The organism is Mogibacterium kristiansenii (assembly GCF_029224645.1).
GTDB classification, from domain to species: Bacteria; Bacillota; Clostridia; order Peptostreptococcales; family Anaerovoracaceae; genus Mogibacterium_A; species Mogibacterium_A kristiansenii.
On sequence record NZ_JAQXUZ010000020.1, the window covers coordinates 68737 to 84018 of the forward strand.

Annotated in this window: 16 protein-coding genes; 11 read left to right on the forward strand and 5 right to left on the reverse strand. The window is 50.0% G+C overall.

Features of this window, described 5'->3' with window-relative positions; translation table 11 throughout:
* Positions 1 to 27: 27 nt before the first annotated feature.
* Positions 28 to 762 carry a lysophospholipid acyltransferase family protein gene (locus PUE40_RS05840; protein WP_154554403.1) on the reverse strand — a complete coding sequence of 245 codons (735 nt, stop codon included), beginning with the start codon at positions 760 to 762 and terminating at the stop codon, positions 28 to 30.
* A 125-nt stretch (positions 763 to 887) separates the two neighbouring features.
* Here PUE40_RS05840 and dtd point away from each other — a divergent pair, with 125 nt between their 5' ends.
* The 8 genes from dtd (at position 888) to arsS (ending at position 7277) form a co-directional block, all read left to right on the forward strand.
* Positions 888 to 1340, forward strand: a complete 453-nt coding sequence (gene dtd / locus PUE40_RS05845) for a D-aminoacyl-tRNA deacylase (RefSeq protein ID WP_154554404.1) — start codon at positions 888 to 890, stop codon at positions 1338 to 1340.
* Between the two features lie 151 nt (positions 1341 to 1491).
* Positions 1492 to 1779, forward strand: coding sequence for a 30S ribosomal protein S6 (gene rpsF / locus PUE40_RS05850; RefSeq protein WP_154554405.1), 288 nt, complete (start codon positions 1492 to 1494; stop codon positions 1777 to 1779).
* Between the two features lie 36 nt (positions 1780 to 1815).
* Positions 1816 to 2295: a single-stranded DNA-binding protein gene (locus PUE40_RS05855; RefSeq protein WP_154554406.1), complete on the forward strand. Its 480-nt coding sequence runs from the start codon at positions 1816 to 1818 to the stop codon at positions 2293 to 2295.
* 30 nt (positions 2296 to 2325) lie between these two features.
* Positions 2326 to 2571, forward strand: a complete 246-nt coding sequence (gene rpsR / locus PUE40_RS05860) for a 30S ribosomal protein S18 (protein WP_154554407.1) — start codon at positions 2326 to 2328, stop codon at positions 2569 to 2571.
* A 141-nt stretch (positions 2572 to 2712) separates the two neighbouring features.
* Entirely contained in the window at positions 2713 to 3324 is a 612-nt protein-coding gene (locus PUE40_RS05865; RefSeq protein WP_277672179.1) for a cyclodeaminase/cyclohydrolase family protein, read from the forward strand.
* A 177-nt stretch (positions 3325 to 3501) separates the two neighbouring features.
* Positions 3502 to 5001 carry an SLC5/6 family protein gene (locus tag PUE40_RS05870; RefSeq protein ID WP_277672180.1) on the forward strand — a complete coding sequence of 500 codons (1500 nt, stop codon included), beginning with the start codon at positions 3502 to 3504 and terminating at the stop codon, positions 4999 to 5001.
* Complete coding sequence (locus tag PUE40_RS05875; RefSeq protein WP_330681546.1) at positions 4994 to 5254, forward strand: flavodoxin family protein; 261 nt, start codon at positions 4994 to 4996, stop codon at positions 5252 to 5254. The genes PUE40_RS05870 and PUE40_RS05875 overlap by 8 nt, the downstream gene beginning before the upstream one ends.
* The gene (arsS, locus tag PUE40_RS05880) at positions 5217 to 7277 is read left to right on the forward strand and encodes an arsenosugar biosynthesis radical SAM (seleno)protein ArsS (protein ID WP_277672181.1); all 2061 of its coding nucleotides are present in this window, start codon (positions 5217 to 5219) and stop codon (positions 7275 to 7277) included. The genes PUE40_RS05875 and arsS overlap by 38 nt, the downstream gene beginning before the upstream one ends.
* A 92-nt stretch (positions 7278 to 7369) precedes the next feature.
* Here arsS and PUE40_RS05885 read toward each other — a convergent pair whose 3' ends face one another.
* The 3 genes from PUE40_RS05885 to PUE40_RS05895 form a co-directional block, all read right to left on the reverse strand.
* A complete protein-coding gene (locus PUE40_RS05885; protein ID WP_154554410.1) occupies positions 7370 to 7951 on the reverse strand; it encodes a helix-turn-helix domain-containing protein in 582 nt (193 codons plus the stop codon).
* Positions 7952 to 8174: 223 nt separating this feature from the next.
* The gene (locus PUE40_RS05890; RefSeq protein ID WP_277672182.1) at positions 8175 to 8618 is read right to left on the reverse strand and encodes a hypothetical protein; all 444 of its coding nucleotides are present in this window, start codon (positions 8616 to 8618) and stop codon (positions 8175 to 8177) included.
* Between the two features lie 178 nt (positions 8619 to 8796).
* Positions 8797 to 9138 carry a sensor histidine kinase gene (locus tag PUE40_RS05895; RefSeq protein WP_330636970.1) on the reverse strand — a complete coding sequence of 114 codons (342 nt, stop codon included), beginning with the start codon at positions 9136 to 9138 and terminating at the stop codon, positions 8797 to 8799.
* A 215-nt stretch (positions 9139 to 9353) separates the two neighbouring features.
* Between PUE40_RS05895 and PUE40_RS05905 the strand changes: the two genes are divergently transcribed.
* Positions 9354 to 9611 (forward strand): hypothetical protein, encoded by a 258-nt coding sequence (locus tag PUE40_RS05905; RefSeq protein ID WP_277672186.1) that lies wholly within the window; start codon positions 9354 to 9356, stop codon positions 9609 to 9611.
* 227 nt (positions 9612 to 9838) lie between these two features.
* Here PUE40_RS05905 and PUE40_RS05910 read toward each other — a convergent pair whose 3' ends face one another.
* Positions 9839 to 10453, reverse strand: coding sequence for a TetR/AcrR family transcriptional regulator (locus PUE40_RS05910; RefSeq protein WP_277672183.1), 615 nt, complete (start codon positions 10451 to 10453; stop codon positions 9839 to 9841).
* A gap of 278 nt (positions 10454 to 10731) precedes the next feature.
* Between PUE40_RS05910 and PUE40_RS05915 the strand changes: the two genes are divergently transcribed.
* Together PUE40_RS05915 and PUE40_RS05920 are read left to right on the forward strand one after the other, a co-directional pair.
* Positions 10732 to 12831, forward strand: coding sequence for an efflux RND transporter permease subunit (locus PUE40_RS05915; protein ID WP_277672184.1), 2100 nt, complete (start codon positions 10732 to 10734; stop codon positions 12829 to 12831).
* Positions 12818 to 15064 carry a YhgE/Pip domain-containing protein gene (locus tag PUE40_RS05920; RefSeq protein ID WP_277672185.1) on the forward strand — a complete coding sequence of 749 codons (2247 nt, stop codon included), beginning with the start codon at positions 12818 to 12820 and terminating at the stop codon, positions 15062 to 15064. The genes PUE40_RS05915 and PUE40_RS05920 overlap by 14 nt, the downstream gene beginning before the upstream one ends.
* Positions 15065 to 15282: the final 218 nt, after the last annotated feature.

Sequence of the window (15282 nt, forward strand, 5' to 3'; positions counted from 1 at the left end):
AGTTTCCGTATTCACAACAAAATAAAACTAAACGAATTCCTTCAGTCCTTCGCGGATGGTGTTCTCAATCTCCACATGGGCGTTGTTCTGCGTCTTCCGGTCCATCTCCTCAAAATGAACCAGCGGATGAATCTTCACATGAACGGTGCACGGCTGAACCGTTCCCTTCTCCTCCCAGAAGTGGTAGCCCCCTTCCAGAGTAATCGGAAGAATCGGCACCTTCGCCTTCTGCGCGAACTTGAAGCTGCCCGCCTTGAACTCGCCCATCTCGCTGCACTGGCTCCGCGTCCCCTCCGGGAAAATCACCAGGGAAAACCCTTCCTTCATCAGGGTCGCCGCCTCGTTCAGCGTCTGAATGGCTGCCCGGGCATCTCCCCTCTTCAGAAACAGCGAACGAGTGTAGTTAATCGCCTTTGCCAGCGGCTTGAAACCGGTGAACTCCGATTTGGCAATGAAGCCGATCTGGAACTTCCGAATCACATAGATCATCGCCAGAATATCCGCATAGCTCTGGTGGTTGGCCACAATCAGCATCGGCCCGTGATCCGGAATATTCTCCTCCCCGTGAATATCGAAGGTAATTCCGATTTTCCGAGATACGGTATCAGCGAACCGACCGGTGCCTTCCAGAATCAGCGCCCGTTCTTCCTCGAACTTTCCTTCCTTCCGAAGGGCTTCGAACTGCGGCGCCATTTTATTAAAACGATTTATTTCCGACAGAATCGCCAGTCCCGCCGGAATGCTTTTGAATGGATTCATCATATCCTAAAAATATCCTCCGTTTCCCTGAAGCTTCCGGTCATCACCGGACTTGCAGGTATTCATGCAATAGGTTAGAATCTATTGTAAAATAACGATATAAAAAAAGCAAGGAAGGGTTTAAGAGAATGAAACTGGTAATACAGAGAGTCACCCACGCAAGCGTCACCGTGGATAATAACGTGATTGGAAAAATCGGTAAAGGTTACATGGTTCTGATCGGAGTATCCGATACGGACACGAAGGAAATCGCCGACAAGATGCTGGATAAGATGATTAAGCTTCGGATATTTGAAGATGAAAACGGAAAGACCAATCTTTCCTTGGCGGATGTGGGGGGAGAACTTTTACTGATATCACAGTTCACCCTGTACGCAAACTGCAAGAAGGGAAACCGACCTTCTTTTATCGAAGCGGGATCACCGGACCATGCCAACGCCCTTTATGAATACATCATCGAGAAGTGCAAAGAGCGCGTGGATGTGGTGGAACAGGGAGAATTCGGCGCGGAAATGAAGGTCGAGCTGCTGAACGACGGTCCATTTACCGTAATTCTGGACTCTGAGCAGATTTGCGGGTAGAAAACGGAAGAATTCACCGGATTTTCAAGGAATTTCGGAAATAAAAGCTTGCAATCCGGGTATTTTTCTGTATAATAATTGGGTATGGTCTGAATAAGCAGGCCAGAATCCTACATCGCAAGATGTCATTAGGCCATAGGAGGTGAAAACAATGAGAAATTATGAATTATTGTTCATTCTTGATCCGGCTATGGATGAAGCTGCAAGAAACCAGATGATCGAGACCGTAAAGGGCATCATCAACGCTGACGGTGAAGCTGGAGAAGCGGATCTGTGGGGCGTTAAGAAGCTCGCTTACCCGATCAACAAGAAGAAGGACGGTTTCTACGTGCTGATTCCATTCAAGGCAAGTGCAGAACTGCCAAAGGAACTGGACAGAAGACTGAAGATTTCCGATAATTGCATGAGACATATCATCGTTTGCCAGGACGAGAAATAAGTATCGTTCACAGCGTTCGGAAAGGACAGGTGAAACATGAATAGTGTAATTTTAATTGGAAGATTAACAAGGGATCCGGAGCTTCGCTACACACCGAACACTCAGACTGCCGTAGCGCATTTCACGCTGGCAATCGACAGACCGGTGTCCGCCGGCCAGGAGAGTCAGGCTGACTTCATTCGAATCACCGTATTCGGAAAGCAGGCCGAGACCGTAGACAGATACCTGAAGAAGGGCAGTCAGGCAGCGGTAAGCGGACGGATTCAGACGGGAAGTTACAGAGACAAGAACGGTCAGACGGTATACACCACTGACGTCATCGCGAATCGCGTGGAGTTCCTTGGCTCTAGAAACAACAACGGTGGAGGCTCCAACGCGAACTCCGGTTTTGGCGGCAATGACAGCTACCAGGGCGGTCAGCAGCAGAGCGCGCCGGCACCGCAGCAGGACGCTTTCGGAGGTCAAGATGATTTCCCGGATGCATTCCAGGCAGCGGATGACGACATCCCGTTCTAGACATATCTTAGGAAAGGAGATTAAGTCGAAATGGACAATAACAACAGAAAGCGCGGCATGAGAAGAAGAAAAGTATGCCAGTTCTGTGCAGACAAGGATAAGAAGATCGATTACAAAGATGTAGAGACTCTGAAGAAGTTCACTACCGAGAGAGGAAAGATTCTCCCGAGAAGAGTAACCGGTACATGTGCAATGCACCAGAGAGCAGTTACCACTGCTATCAAGAGAGCTCGTGTGGTAGCACTCCTTCCTTTCGATGCAGATCTGAACAACTAATCCGCAGAAAAAGTAATTTGAGAACGCTGGAGGTTTCCTTCCGGCGTTCTTTTTATTATAATGAGATAAAAGTATTGGTGCTATTGTTCCGGGCTGTCCGTTCGAACTGCGGGCAGCGGGAAGCAGAAAGGAAAAAAAGAAATGACAGAAAACCAGAAGATTATCGATTTCCTGAATGAACTGAAATCGGCAGCACCGGCGCCGGGCGGTGGTGCGGTTGCGGCACTGACCGGTGCACAGGGCGCAGCCCTGATTATGATGGTGGCGAACCTCACCTTGGGAAAGAAGAAATATGAAGAGTACGAAGAGCTGAATCAGCAGACGCTGAAGGAAGCTCAGGAAGTTCTCACGAAGTTGATTCAGGGAATCGATGAAGATAAGGAAGCTTTTACCGGCGTTTCCGATGCCTATGCCCTTCCGAAATCCACGGATGAAGAGAAAGCGGCTCGGAAGGCAGCGATTGCAGAGGCATCGGTGGCAGCGGGACTGGCTCCGCTGAACGCATGCCGGGCGGCATTGGCCGGATTGCACCTCACCAAGGAGATGATTGGAAAATCCAACAAGCAGCTGGTGAGCGATCTTTACGTAGCGGCCCTGAACCTGAATGCCTGCATTCAGGCGGCGAAGATGAACGTAGTGGCCAACACCCCTGCTCTCACCGACCGCAAGCAGGCCGAGGAATGGAACCGAGAAATCGCTTCTATCGTGGAAGAGGCCAACACCCTGACCAGAGAAATTCTGAAAGACGCCTAGTGAAAATATAGAAATATGAGGAAATGTGCAGATTCAATATAAGGATTTTCAATAAAAAATCGGTTGAATACAAGTCCTAAATTTGTTAGAATGAATCCGTTAACGCTGTTAGTGAATTCTAACAGCGTTTTTTATGGGCTTTTTTATGAATTATAATAGCAGAAAGGATAAAACATCATGCACAACGGTACAGGACTGTTTTTCTGGGGATTCCTGGTGGTATACGGCATCGTCATGTTCGCCATCTCCCCGAAGGCCGTTACAATCGGCGGCTTTTTCAAAGGAACCGACAAGAAGGGACGAGCAGCCTCTTCTTTGATGGTCACCTCTTCGGTATTTATCGCTTGGATATTCGCAAAATCCGTATATAACTGCGCCAATATGGGATACAGCTACGGCATCGTAGGTGGTATCGGTTACGCGGTGTACTGGCTCTGCATTCCCCTCACCGGTTTTGCAATCTACAGACTGCGCCGTCGTTTCGCCGCAAAGTCCATGACCGACCTCCTCACAAGCAACTACGGTGTGGCAGCGGCATTCTGCTTCAGCGCAGCAATTCTGGTTCGTCTGTTCAACGAGGTTTGGTCCAATACCTCGGTCATCGGCGGATACTACGGTGAGTCGGGCAGCAAACCCTTCGTCATCGCCGCACTTCTTTTTACCGCAATCACACTGGGCTACAGCTGCTGGGGCGGACTGCGTTCTTCCCTGATTACCGACGTGCTGCAGGCCGGCCTGTTTGTGGTACTGCTGGTATTCACCATCTTCTGGATTCTGCCGGAACACCCGATGAGCGCATACCTGACCAGCGGATCCTGGAAGATGGACACCGGCGTGGACTTCGTTCTGGGTGCACTGCTGCAGTGCCTGTCCTACGGATTCCATGATGCGGTACTCACCGACCGGGGATTCATCTGCGAGGAAAAGAAAATGCTGAAGTGCTTCACCGTTGCGGGTCTTCTGGGATTCCTGGCAATCACCCTGTTCTCCCTGATCGGTGTGGACGCCATGCTTTCCGGTCTGGAAAATGTGACGGATGCGGCGCAGGCGGTGGCGCAGGGAATGGGCATTGCGGCATTCTTATTGATGGCTATCATGATGGTAATGTGCGGTGGTTCCACTCTGGACTCCACCTTCAGTTCCCTGGCGAAGCTGACCGCGCGGGATCTTCCGGCCATTCTGGGAAAGGATCCGCATGAAAAAGCTCGCTGGATTGGTATCGGATTCATGGCATTTTTCGCGGTTGTGGGCAATTTGCCGATGATTGTGGGAACCGATATTCTGGCGGCAACCACCATTTCCGGAACCATGATTATGGGGCTGGGTCCGGTTTTTCTGCTTCACGGCGCAGGTCCGATTAAGCCGACGAAAATCGGCTTCCACCTCTCCTTCTGGATCGGTATGATTCTGGGAATTGTGGACACCGTAAGCCCGGACAGCTTGGCATTTATGAATATCGGAAACGGTGCGTACGCCAACTTCCTGGGCGTGAACTTCTGGGGTGCCGTACTGTGTTGGGGTTCCTACGCCGTATGCGGTGTTGTGGCTTCCATGGCGGAGAAGACCGAAGGCCGTCCGGCATGGAAAGGAAGAACCGACGAGGAAATCGAGGCTCTGGATGCAGAGCGTAGTGCCGCCGGATGGGAAGACATCGACCCGGAAGGCATCGATGGATGAGAGCAATACCCTGGTGGGCGAATTCATGTGCCAGGGAAAGATGCAGCAGGCGGTTCGGGATCGATATGTGAAGATGAAGGCGCAGCCGGATGCGGCACCGAACCTGGATCAGCTGATCGATAATTTCGACCGGGCCCCTGTCCCATCCGGATGCGGCGGATCTGGAGAACCTCCGTCAGGAAATTTTGAAGTAGAGAAAAGGAAAGAAGGAAAAAATGGCAAGTTGTACAACTCCGAGTTATGCGAGACATAATTTCAAAGATGCGGGAAGAGCATGTCCGGTGGATTACCGTCTGGATTCGTCGGTATGGTCCGCGGCTCCTTCCCCGGCGCACACCTTCGACACCCTGCTGGTGGTGGGCGGACTGTACGGAAACCCCTTTGCCATGGATGCAGTACAGGCAATGTTCGTAAAAGAACAGGAACGCTTGGGCGAAGGCGGTCGGGTGGGCATGGTGTTCAACGGCGACATGCACTGGTTCGACCGGACGGCAGAGGAATTTGCCCGGATAGAAGCCGGTGCGGAGAAATATATTCCAATGGTTGGAAATGTGGAAGCAGAGGTTCGAAGAACGGAAGATGTGGGCGTGGGCTGCGGCTGCGCCTATCCGGATTGCACCGATGATGCCAGCGTGAGCCGCTCCAACCGAATTCACCATATGATGAAGGAAGAAATCGGGAAACATCCGGAATTGATTGCGAAGCTAAAGGATCGGCCGGCTCACATGGTCGCTCAGGTGGGTGATTGCAAAATCGGAATCACTCATGGAGATGAGAAGCTGCTGGGGGGCTGGGACTGTGCCATCGAGCAGCTGGAGGATGTGCTTCGCCAGGGAGAACTGTCCGATTTTATGGAAGAAAACGGAATCGATATTTTCGCCACCACTCATACCTGTGCGGCGGTGGCCGGAAAACTCCGGGGCGGTGTGGTAATCAATAACGGTGCGGCGGGACTTCCCACCTTTGAGGGGCAGCAGTTCGGCGTGCTCACCCGAATTGCGGCAACACCGGAGGAGGATGCCATCTACCGGGCGGAATACAAGGGACTTTATATCGAAGCGGTTCCCGTTCGCTATGATCAGGCGGCCTATGTGGAATGGTTTGACCGGCTGTGGAAACACAACTCTCCGGCAGAGGTTTCCTATCGCAATCGTATTCTGAACGGTCCGGCCTGCACCATCGGAAACGCGCTCCTGGGCGGATTCGTGGTTTTACCCGCGTACCGGGAAGAGGCATATCCGGAGGGAAAACCGGCGTCACCCCAGGATCTGGAAGATGCGATGGCGCGGATTATGTATTTTGAGGATATGGTTCCGAAGGCGGAGTATTTGGAGACGCGGCCGGAGCTGTCCACGATTCAGGTGAATGTGGGAAAGAAGTGCAATCTGTCCTGCGAGCACTGCCATGTGGGCGCCGGCCCGGATCGGAAGGAAGTGATTTCCCGGGAGACGCTGCAAGCGGTGTTGGATACGGGGGTTCGGCACGGATTCCGGACGATTGATATCACCGGCGGGGCGCCGGAAATGGCGCCGGACTTCCGGTGGTTCATCGAAGAGGCGACGCGGCTGGGATTCCGGGTGATGGTTCGGACCAACCTGGTGATTCTGAAGGCGCCGGCATATCGGGACTTGATTCGGAAATATTGGGAGCTGGGAGTAACTGTGATTGCCAGCCTTCCGAATTTCAGTGAATCGGAGGCAGACAGTCAGCGGGGCGACGGCGTGTTCCGTCAGAGCATTGAGGTGCTTCGGGAGCTGAATGCTGTGGGCTACGGTGCGGAAATGGAAAGTGAGGAATCGGGTGAGCAGAAACCGGAGCTGAACTTGGTGTTCAACCCGCAGCGGGATATTCTGCCGCCAGATCAGGACGAGCTGGAGAATTTGTACCGGAAGGAGCTTCGAAAATACGGGGTGGAATTCAACCGGCTGTATGCGGTGACGAACAATCCAATCGGCCGGTACGGGTGTCACCTGCTGCGGAACGGAATCTACCAACAGTACATGGATATGCTGCTGGATGCATTCAATGAGGAGGCCTGTGAGAAGATGATGTGCCGGGATCAGATCAGCGTAGGTTATGACGGAAGAATCTATGACTGCGACTTCAACCAGGTGATGAATATGCCATGTCGGAACGAAGACCGGGATCTGACCATCTATGATCTGGCTGGGGGAAAAATTAATTCGCTTCAGCGGAAGATTCGGTTCGGGGCGCACTGCTACGGCTGTACCGCCGGTGCCGGTTCCAGCTGTGGCGGCACGCTGGTGCAGGGATAGGATATGTTATAACGCAAATCCCTCATAGAATTGTTGAATATATAAACTGAGCGCCAATTTTGAATTGGCGCTCAGGAATTAATCACTGTAATCTATTTGTCTTTGTGATCCAGGTAAATTTTCATAAGGTAGACGCCTATGAAAATCATGAACATGATGTACAGGTTGCGGACGATGTAGGCGTAGCCATACATTGGTTCAAAGGACATATCTAAATCAAGTGGTGATGCAGTATACCCTACCCAGCAAAGACACATGCAGGCGAGGAAAATTAGAGAAATGTAAGAAAATTTCATAGAGGAATTCTCCTTTCTTTCACTATTTGTTTTATCAGAAAATAAGCTTAACGGAAACGGGGTATTTGACTTCTCCTGAATGTAGTATCCAACACCTCTTTTAGACTGGATACGAAGATTAGACTGAATGGAACGCAGTTTCTTTCGTAATGAAGAAATATGAACGTCCACAGAACGGTCGGTATCATTCGAACCACGTAAATCAATCAATGAGAGTAAAGAGGCACGGGAAACAACACAATGATTCTGTTCAAGTAGTTTCTGGAGAATCTTTGTTTCGTTTGGTGTCAGTACATCAGTACCGCACTCAGTCGTTATTTCGTAACTCTGAGGTGTTAAAATTGTGTTACCACAGGAAAATTGTTCTTTTGAAATCATAATACCCCTCCAAAGTGCTATTTGTAAGTGAATGTTTTTCTAATATTTACACCGTAGGCTTTTTTTGTTGTCGAAGAGCCGTCTTTAATCCACTTGTTTGTTCCATAATTTTTGTGATATACCGTATAAGATTTTACTTTGTATTCTGGACGCATATGAAGGTAGCCACGTTTTACTTGCTTTCCATTCGCTTTCGAAGGTACTTTCCATGTACCAGAATAGGTTAATGTAGAGCCTTGGAGGAACCCCACGTTGCATTTGCAATAAAACTTTTGTCACATCCAAATGTTGCACCAAATTGTAATGCATAGGATTTAGTTTTTGCGTGAGACAATCCTATGGTAATTCCAGGATCGCCAGATACATTTAGGTAGTCTTTTCCGAAAGAGTTAGATTTATTCTGTACATTTTTAACATTGTATAGAACAGCATCTGCTGATAGTGGAGAAGCAGACATGCTGAGCACCGGGCTAATTGTATCATCGTCTAAAACAATTGTAAAATTCTCGTAGTTCTCGAATGCATTGTCAATGGCATTTTGGAATTCAGTATCAGTAGAAAAGTCATCTTTCGAAATGATGACAGAATTGTCAGCATAAGCGCATATCGGAAGTGATAAGATGAAAATTGTTAATAGAATTAGATACATAGTATTCTTATGTTTCATAGAAATTTTCCTTTCGTAAAGTTCACTAGAAGCATCTTTTACAGATCTGCAACATAATTCTAACTAAGTTATGTTAAGAAAGTGTAAAGATGTCGCTTTAAAATTGAAACATTTTATAATTTCTCCTAATTTTAGTGATGTGCCGAAACCAGATTAGCGTGAGTTATGACGGAAGGATTCAACCACGCAGCGTCACCAGAACCACGGTGCCGGCCCCCGAGCTTTCCTCCACCGTCACCGCGCCGCCGTGAAGTGCCGCGATTTCCCAGACCAGAGAAAGTCCCAGTCCGACACCGCCGTGTTCCCGGCTCCGGGACTTGTCCACGCGGAAGAATGGCTGAAAGATGCTTTCCCGGTACTGCTCCGGAATTCCGAAGCCCGTATCTGCCACGCGAATTTGAATGAACTTTTCATCCTTGCAGATGGAAATGGTAACGGCGCCATCTGGACGATTGTACCGGATGGCGTTTTCCGTGAGGTTGAAAAGCATCCGGTAGACCAAGGTGTCGCTTCCAATCATCCGGGCATTCCCCTCACATTTTTCCAAACATTCATCCGATTGTCTATAATATACCCTACCCGTATAAAATTTCCGTTAACTTTCCTTTCTTAACGAAGATTTTATATCCACCTTTCCAACTTCTTCAAAGGTGGTGTTTTACCGGCCCTTCTGCAAGTGGGTGTACCCGCTGGGCGCCTTCTACGGACTGATGAACAAGGTGGTCCTGTTGGGCGTTGAAGTGGACCGGGGAAAATGCGTCACCGTATGTCCTGTCGATGCACTGGCCTATGGGTGCGGCTTCGGAAGTTCTGATGCTGTCCCTGGCGGCGTGCAGTGGGAAAAGCAGCAACAGCAAGGAACCAAGCAATCTGGACGAGGCGGTTGCCATGTATCAGGAGCTGATGGAACAGGAGAATCAGATTTTTGCAAAGAACAAGAAGTTGTGGGCAGTATCACATCCGACGAACAGAAAAAAGCGCCGAACGACATAATCGAACAGGCGATGAAAAAAAGTGAAGAATCAAAAGGAGGAGCGTTTGCGCCGGCAAATGCTCCTCCTTCACTATATCGCAAATTTTTCGTATTCGGGTTGGGCGGCAGACCCCACGTTGTGTCCGGGATGTTTCACAGCCATCCCCATGGAATCTGCCGGTTCGTTTCCGCCGGAAACCGGCAGAACGAGTCGTATTATATCACAGGTATCTTACCGTGCCAACACTTAATTCTCCCCGGCATCATCAATCAGCAGCCGAATGCAGTGATATAGGTACGGCTTGTACTCTTCGAAGCTGACCGGATCCTCGCTAATCAGGACGCTGTAGCAGGTGGAGTTCACCATTTCAATCAGCGTATAAATCAGAATGTCCGGATTCTTCAGGTGCACGTGATCCCGCTCAATCAGCAGGGAAATGAAATCCTTGAAATTGATGACATCGGAATTCTTCTCCTCAATGCGGCTGTTCAGGAACAGACCCCAGCTGAGATTCTTGGATACGAACCGCAGCAACGTCAGATCTTTCGACAGATAATTCAGAATGAAATCTGCCACGAAGATGAACCGGTCCGCCACCCCCACCTTTCGATTGGCGCCCAGGCTTTCCTCCATCGCGTTAACGGCCTTGGTGAGAATCTGGGAAGCCTTAATCACAATCAGCTCATCCCGCACCGCCTCCTTGCTGTCGAAATAGAGATAGAACGTGCCCTTCCCCACTCCGGCTTTCAGCGCAATGTTCATAATCGTCGTGCTGGAGAAGCCCTTCGTGGTGAAAAGCTCATAGGCCGCGTCCAGGATGTCCTGACGTTTTTTATTTTTCTTCATATCCACTTTTGTCATAACTACACCCTTGGTAAAAAAAGATCCGTTCGGTTTAACGTTACCGATTTTTCTATAATATACCATTAAGTGAAGGATTCGTCAAGAATAAAATGACCAACGGTCAAGTGTTCGAAACCCTTATATATAAAGTGTTTCGAAAATTGAACAAAGGAATTTTGTAAAAAATTTATCTCAAATATTGACTGCTGGTCATTCCTGTGCTAGTATACTGGCAGATGAAATGACCGTCGGTCAATTTAGATATGCGAAACTATTTTTATAGGGGGATGCAAGAGATGAAATTCGGCAAAGTAGTTGTGAAGCTGAGACACGCAATCCTCGTAATAGCATTGATTTTAATCATTCCGTCAGCAATCGGAATGGCGAAGACTCATGTTAATTACGATATGTTGTCATACCTCCCGAGCGATATGGAAAGTGTAAAGGGTCAAGACCTGTTGATGGATGAGTTCCACAAGGGCGGCTTCTCCATTCTCGTTCTGGAGAATATGAAGACGGATGATGTGACGAAGCTGAAGAAGGACATTGAGAAGGTGGATCATGTGGAATCCATCGTGAATTTGCAGGACGTGGTGAATCCATCCATTCCGATTTCCATGTACCCGAAGGTGGTGCAGGACAATATCAATAACAAGAATGCAACGATGCTGGTAACATTCTACGATACGGGAATTTCGGATGAGCATACGCTGAATGCCGTGGATCAGATTCGAAAGATGAGCAACAAGGATACGTATGTTGCCGGAATGACATCCATGGTTCTGGATCTGAAGAATATTGCGGAGACGGAAGAAATCAAGTACGTAGCGGTGGCGGTAGCGCTGTCCCTTCTGGTAATGATGCTGTTGCTGGACTCCTATGTGGCACCGTTCTTGTTCCTGCTGAGTATCGGACTGGCAATTCTGTACAACATGGGATCCAACATCATGTTCGGAGAAATCTCCTACATCACCAAAGCCATTGCGGCGGTGTTGCAGCTGGGCGTGACCATGGACTATTCCATCTTCCTGTGGCACAGCTATATGGAAAAGCTGGATGACGGAATAGAGCCGAAACCGGCCATGGCAGAGGCCATCAATGCAACGTTGATTTCTGTGACAGGAAGCTCCGTTACGACAATTGCCGGTTTCCTGGCATTGTGTTTCATGACCTATAAGATGGGCATGGACCTTGGATTGGTTATGGCGAAGGGCGTTGTCTTTGGTGTAGTGTGCAGCGTTACGGTGCTGCCGGTGATGATTCTGTTCTTTACAAGAACGTTGCAGAAGACTCGTCACAAGACCTTAATCCCAAGTGCCGACAGATTGTCTCACAAGCTCACATCTCGGTATGGAATTTACATCCTGTGCTTTGGACTCCTGTTAGCTCCGGCACTGTATGGATATGCTCACATGAATACATCTTACGATTTGACGAAGATGGTGGTGGGAGACGGCAAGGATATCGATAAAGAGATGGTTCCGTTCTATACTGCAAATAAGAAGCTATCGAAAGATTTCGGAATCAATACTTCCTATATCATCATCGCAGATGCGAATATGTCGGCGAAAGATGGCCGGTCCATGAGTGAGGAAATCAAAGACGTGAAGGGCGTGAAGAGCGTTCTGGGTGTGGACGGAATGCTGGGTTCTGCGATTCCTCGGAACATGCTTCCGGATGAGCTGAACAACTCCATGCGGTCCGACAAGCACCAGATGATACTGGTGAACTCGAAGTATCGGATTTCTACCGACAAGGTAAATCGTCAGGTGACACAGGTCAACAGTATCGTTCACAAGTACGATAAGAACGGATCGGTTATTGGTGAAGCGCCGTCTACGAAGGACTTGATTCAGCTGACGTCCAAGGACTTCCAGGTCGTTAACTGGATTTCCATCGGACTGGTGTTCCTGATTATTTTCTTCGTATTGAGCTCGATATCACTACCGTTTATACTGATACTTGTAATCGAGTTAGCCATATACATCAACTTGGGAATCTGTGGATTCACCGGAGTGGAGCTTCCGTTCCTGGTTCCGGTATGCGTCACCACCATTCAGCTGGGTTCCACGGTGGACTATGCGATACTGATGTCCACTCGGTACAAGACCGAACGAATGGGCGGGCTGAGCAAGCGAGAGTCCATTGATATCGCCGTGCGGACGTCGATGCCGTCCATCATGACCAGTGCACTGGGCTTCTTCGCATCCACCTTCGGAGTGTCGAAGTATTCCAACGTATACTTGATCAGCACCATGTGTTCGCTGATGGCCAGAGGTGCGATTATCAGTATGATCACGGTGATTTTCCTGCTGCCATCCATGCTTATGGCATTCGATCGTATAATTTGTAAAACTACAAGGGGCATGAAAGGATTGAACAATGAGAAAGCTTAACAACAAAATCAAGAAAATCGGCGCCCCGATTCTTGCGGGCGTTCTGGCATGCAGCACAGCGTTGTTTTATGTGCCGCAGATGAATGCAGTCCATGCAGATACGGAGAAGTCCATCAATGAGAACTTCCCGGAGATGCTGAAGACCGCACAGACCGGCGACAAATCCGAGACCGTGTACGCGGTAATGGACGCCGATGGCAATACAACCGATGTTTCGGTAAGCGAGTGGCTGAAGAATGAGGGCAAGTCCAACAACCTCAGCGATTACTCCAATCTGAAGAACATCAAGAACACCTCCGGCGACGAGAAAATGAGCCGGGACGGCAAGAAGCTGGTGTGGGCCGCAAAGGGCAAGGACATCCACTACACCGGAGACTACGACGGGGAGCTTCCGGTAAAAGTAAAGGTCAGCTACTATCTGAACGGCACGAAGGTTTCCGCCGATGAAATCGCCGGCAAGAAGGGCAATGTAAAAATCCGTTTCGATTACGACATCAACGACAGCGTAAAAGAAAACGGCTACAGTTTGACTCGTCCGTACGCAATCGTCAGTGCGGTCGTGCTGAGCAACGACAACTTCACCAACGTCACCGTAAACAACGGTAAGGCGGTAAACGACGGAAACAGCACCGCCGTTGTGGGAATCGCTCTTCCGGGAATGAGCGACAACCTGCAGATTGACGAGCTGGACATTCCGGACCACGTAACCATCAACGCAAAGACCACGAATTTCGAAATCGACGGAACCTACACCGTAGCGGATTCCGGTTTCATGAATGATGTGGATACCACGAAATTGGATGACGCCACCGGTCAGGTTGACGAGCTGGAAAGCGCGCTGGACAAGCTGTCCGATGCTTCCAAAAAGCTGGTGGACGGAAGTTCCAAGCTGGCCAAGGGTGCCAATAAGCTGGCGGACAGCTCCTCTCAGATTGAAGAAGGAACCGAAACCCTGAAGGACGGCACCGAGAGCATGAAAAACGGATCCAAGGACTTGAAGGCCGGAACCGGAGACCTGAAGCAGGGAACCGGAGACCTGAAGGCCGGCGTGAAGAACTTGTCCGACGGTGCGGATCAGCTGGTAGCCGGTGCCCAGGACCTGTCTTCCGGAACCACTCAGATGAAAGAAGGAACGGAGGCGCTGAATTCCAGCGTGAACGGTGCGGGCGGACTGGCCGGTGATAACGGCAGCGCTAAGAAACTCAGTGCCGGAGCAGCTCGGGTGGATGCCGGAATCAAGCAGATGGGCGAAACGCTTGCGGCACAGAACACCAAGCTGGCACAGACTGCGAAATCCATCGGCGACAATCTGGACGGCGTGAATACCGAGAATGTAAACGCTCCATCCTCCGCCGATGTGGACGGCGCTCTGGAAACAGCCATCAAAGCGGCAGCGGCTTCCGGAGATCAGGACACCATCAATGCATTGAAGAATGCAAAAGAAAAGTTGGGAACATACGAGACAAACGTAAACGATACGGTTTCTTCGGTAAATACCGACAAGCAGAAGATTAGTGCAGCCAATCAGACGGCGAAGGCAATGTATCAGAGTATTGCATCTTCTTCCAATGATGACTTGAAGAAGCTGCAGGACGGTGCGGATGAATTGAAGGCCGGAACCCAGGCTTTGGATACCGCCGTCAATGTAGGAGGTACAAAGGCGGACGGAACAAAGGTTCCGAGTCTGTCGAAGGCCGTGGCCGGACTGAATTCCGGTGCCGCACAGCTGGATGCCGGCGTGAACGGATATACCGACAAGGACGGAAAGTTCCATCCGGGCGCACTTCTGGGCCTCCAGAGCCTGCAGGCGGGAATCAAGGTCGATACTAAGGATAAGACCAGCCTGGTAACCGGCGTGAATAAGTTGGATGCCGGTGCAAATAAGCTGGATGCCGGCACTACAAAGCTGGCAAACGGTGCGGTTCAGGTAGATGCCGGAACCGGTAAGCTGGTGACCTACATGGGTCAGCTGACGGAAGGTGCGGAGACTCTGTCTGACGGTGCGGATACTTTGGCAAGCGGAATGGCAACATTCAATAAGACCGGAATCCAGAAGCTGGTATCCACCCTGAAGGATTCGGATATTAAGAGCATGGTGAACCGGGTAAAGGCAACTTTGGATGCCGCTTCCGATGGTTCCTTCATCGGCGGAAAGCAGGACGGTCAGAGCGGAGAGAGCAAGATCATCTTCAAGACCGACGAGGTAAAGAAGGCAAGCAAATCCGATAAGTAGGACCTGCCGGACAATTAAGCAAGTAGAGGGCGGAGCAGTCGCAATTCATGTGCGACGGCTTCGCCCTTTTCTTAGAGCAAACCCACCCCGAAGGCGGCAAGGTTCGCGCTCGCCTGCCTGCAAAGCCAATGAATTCGGTTTTCGTGCGCGAACCCCGGTCCGGAAGAAGAGGAAAAGACGACCCCGGAGGCGGTAAAGTTCGCGCTCGCCTGCCTGCA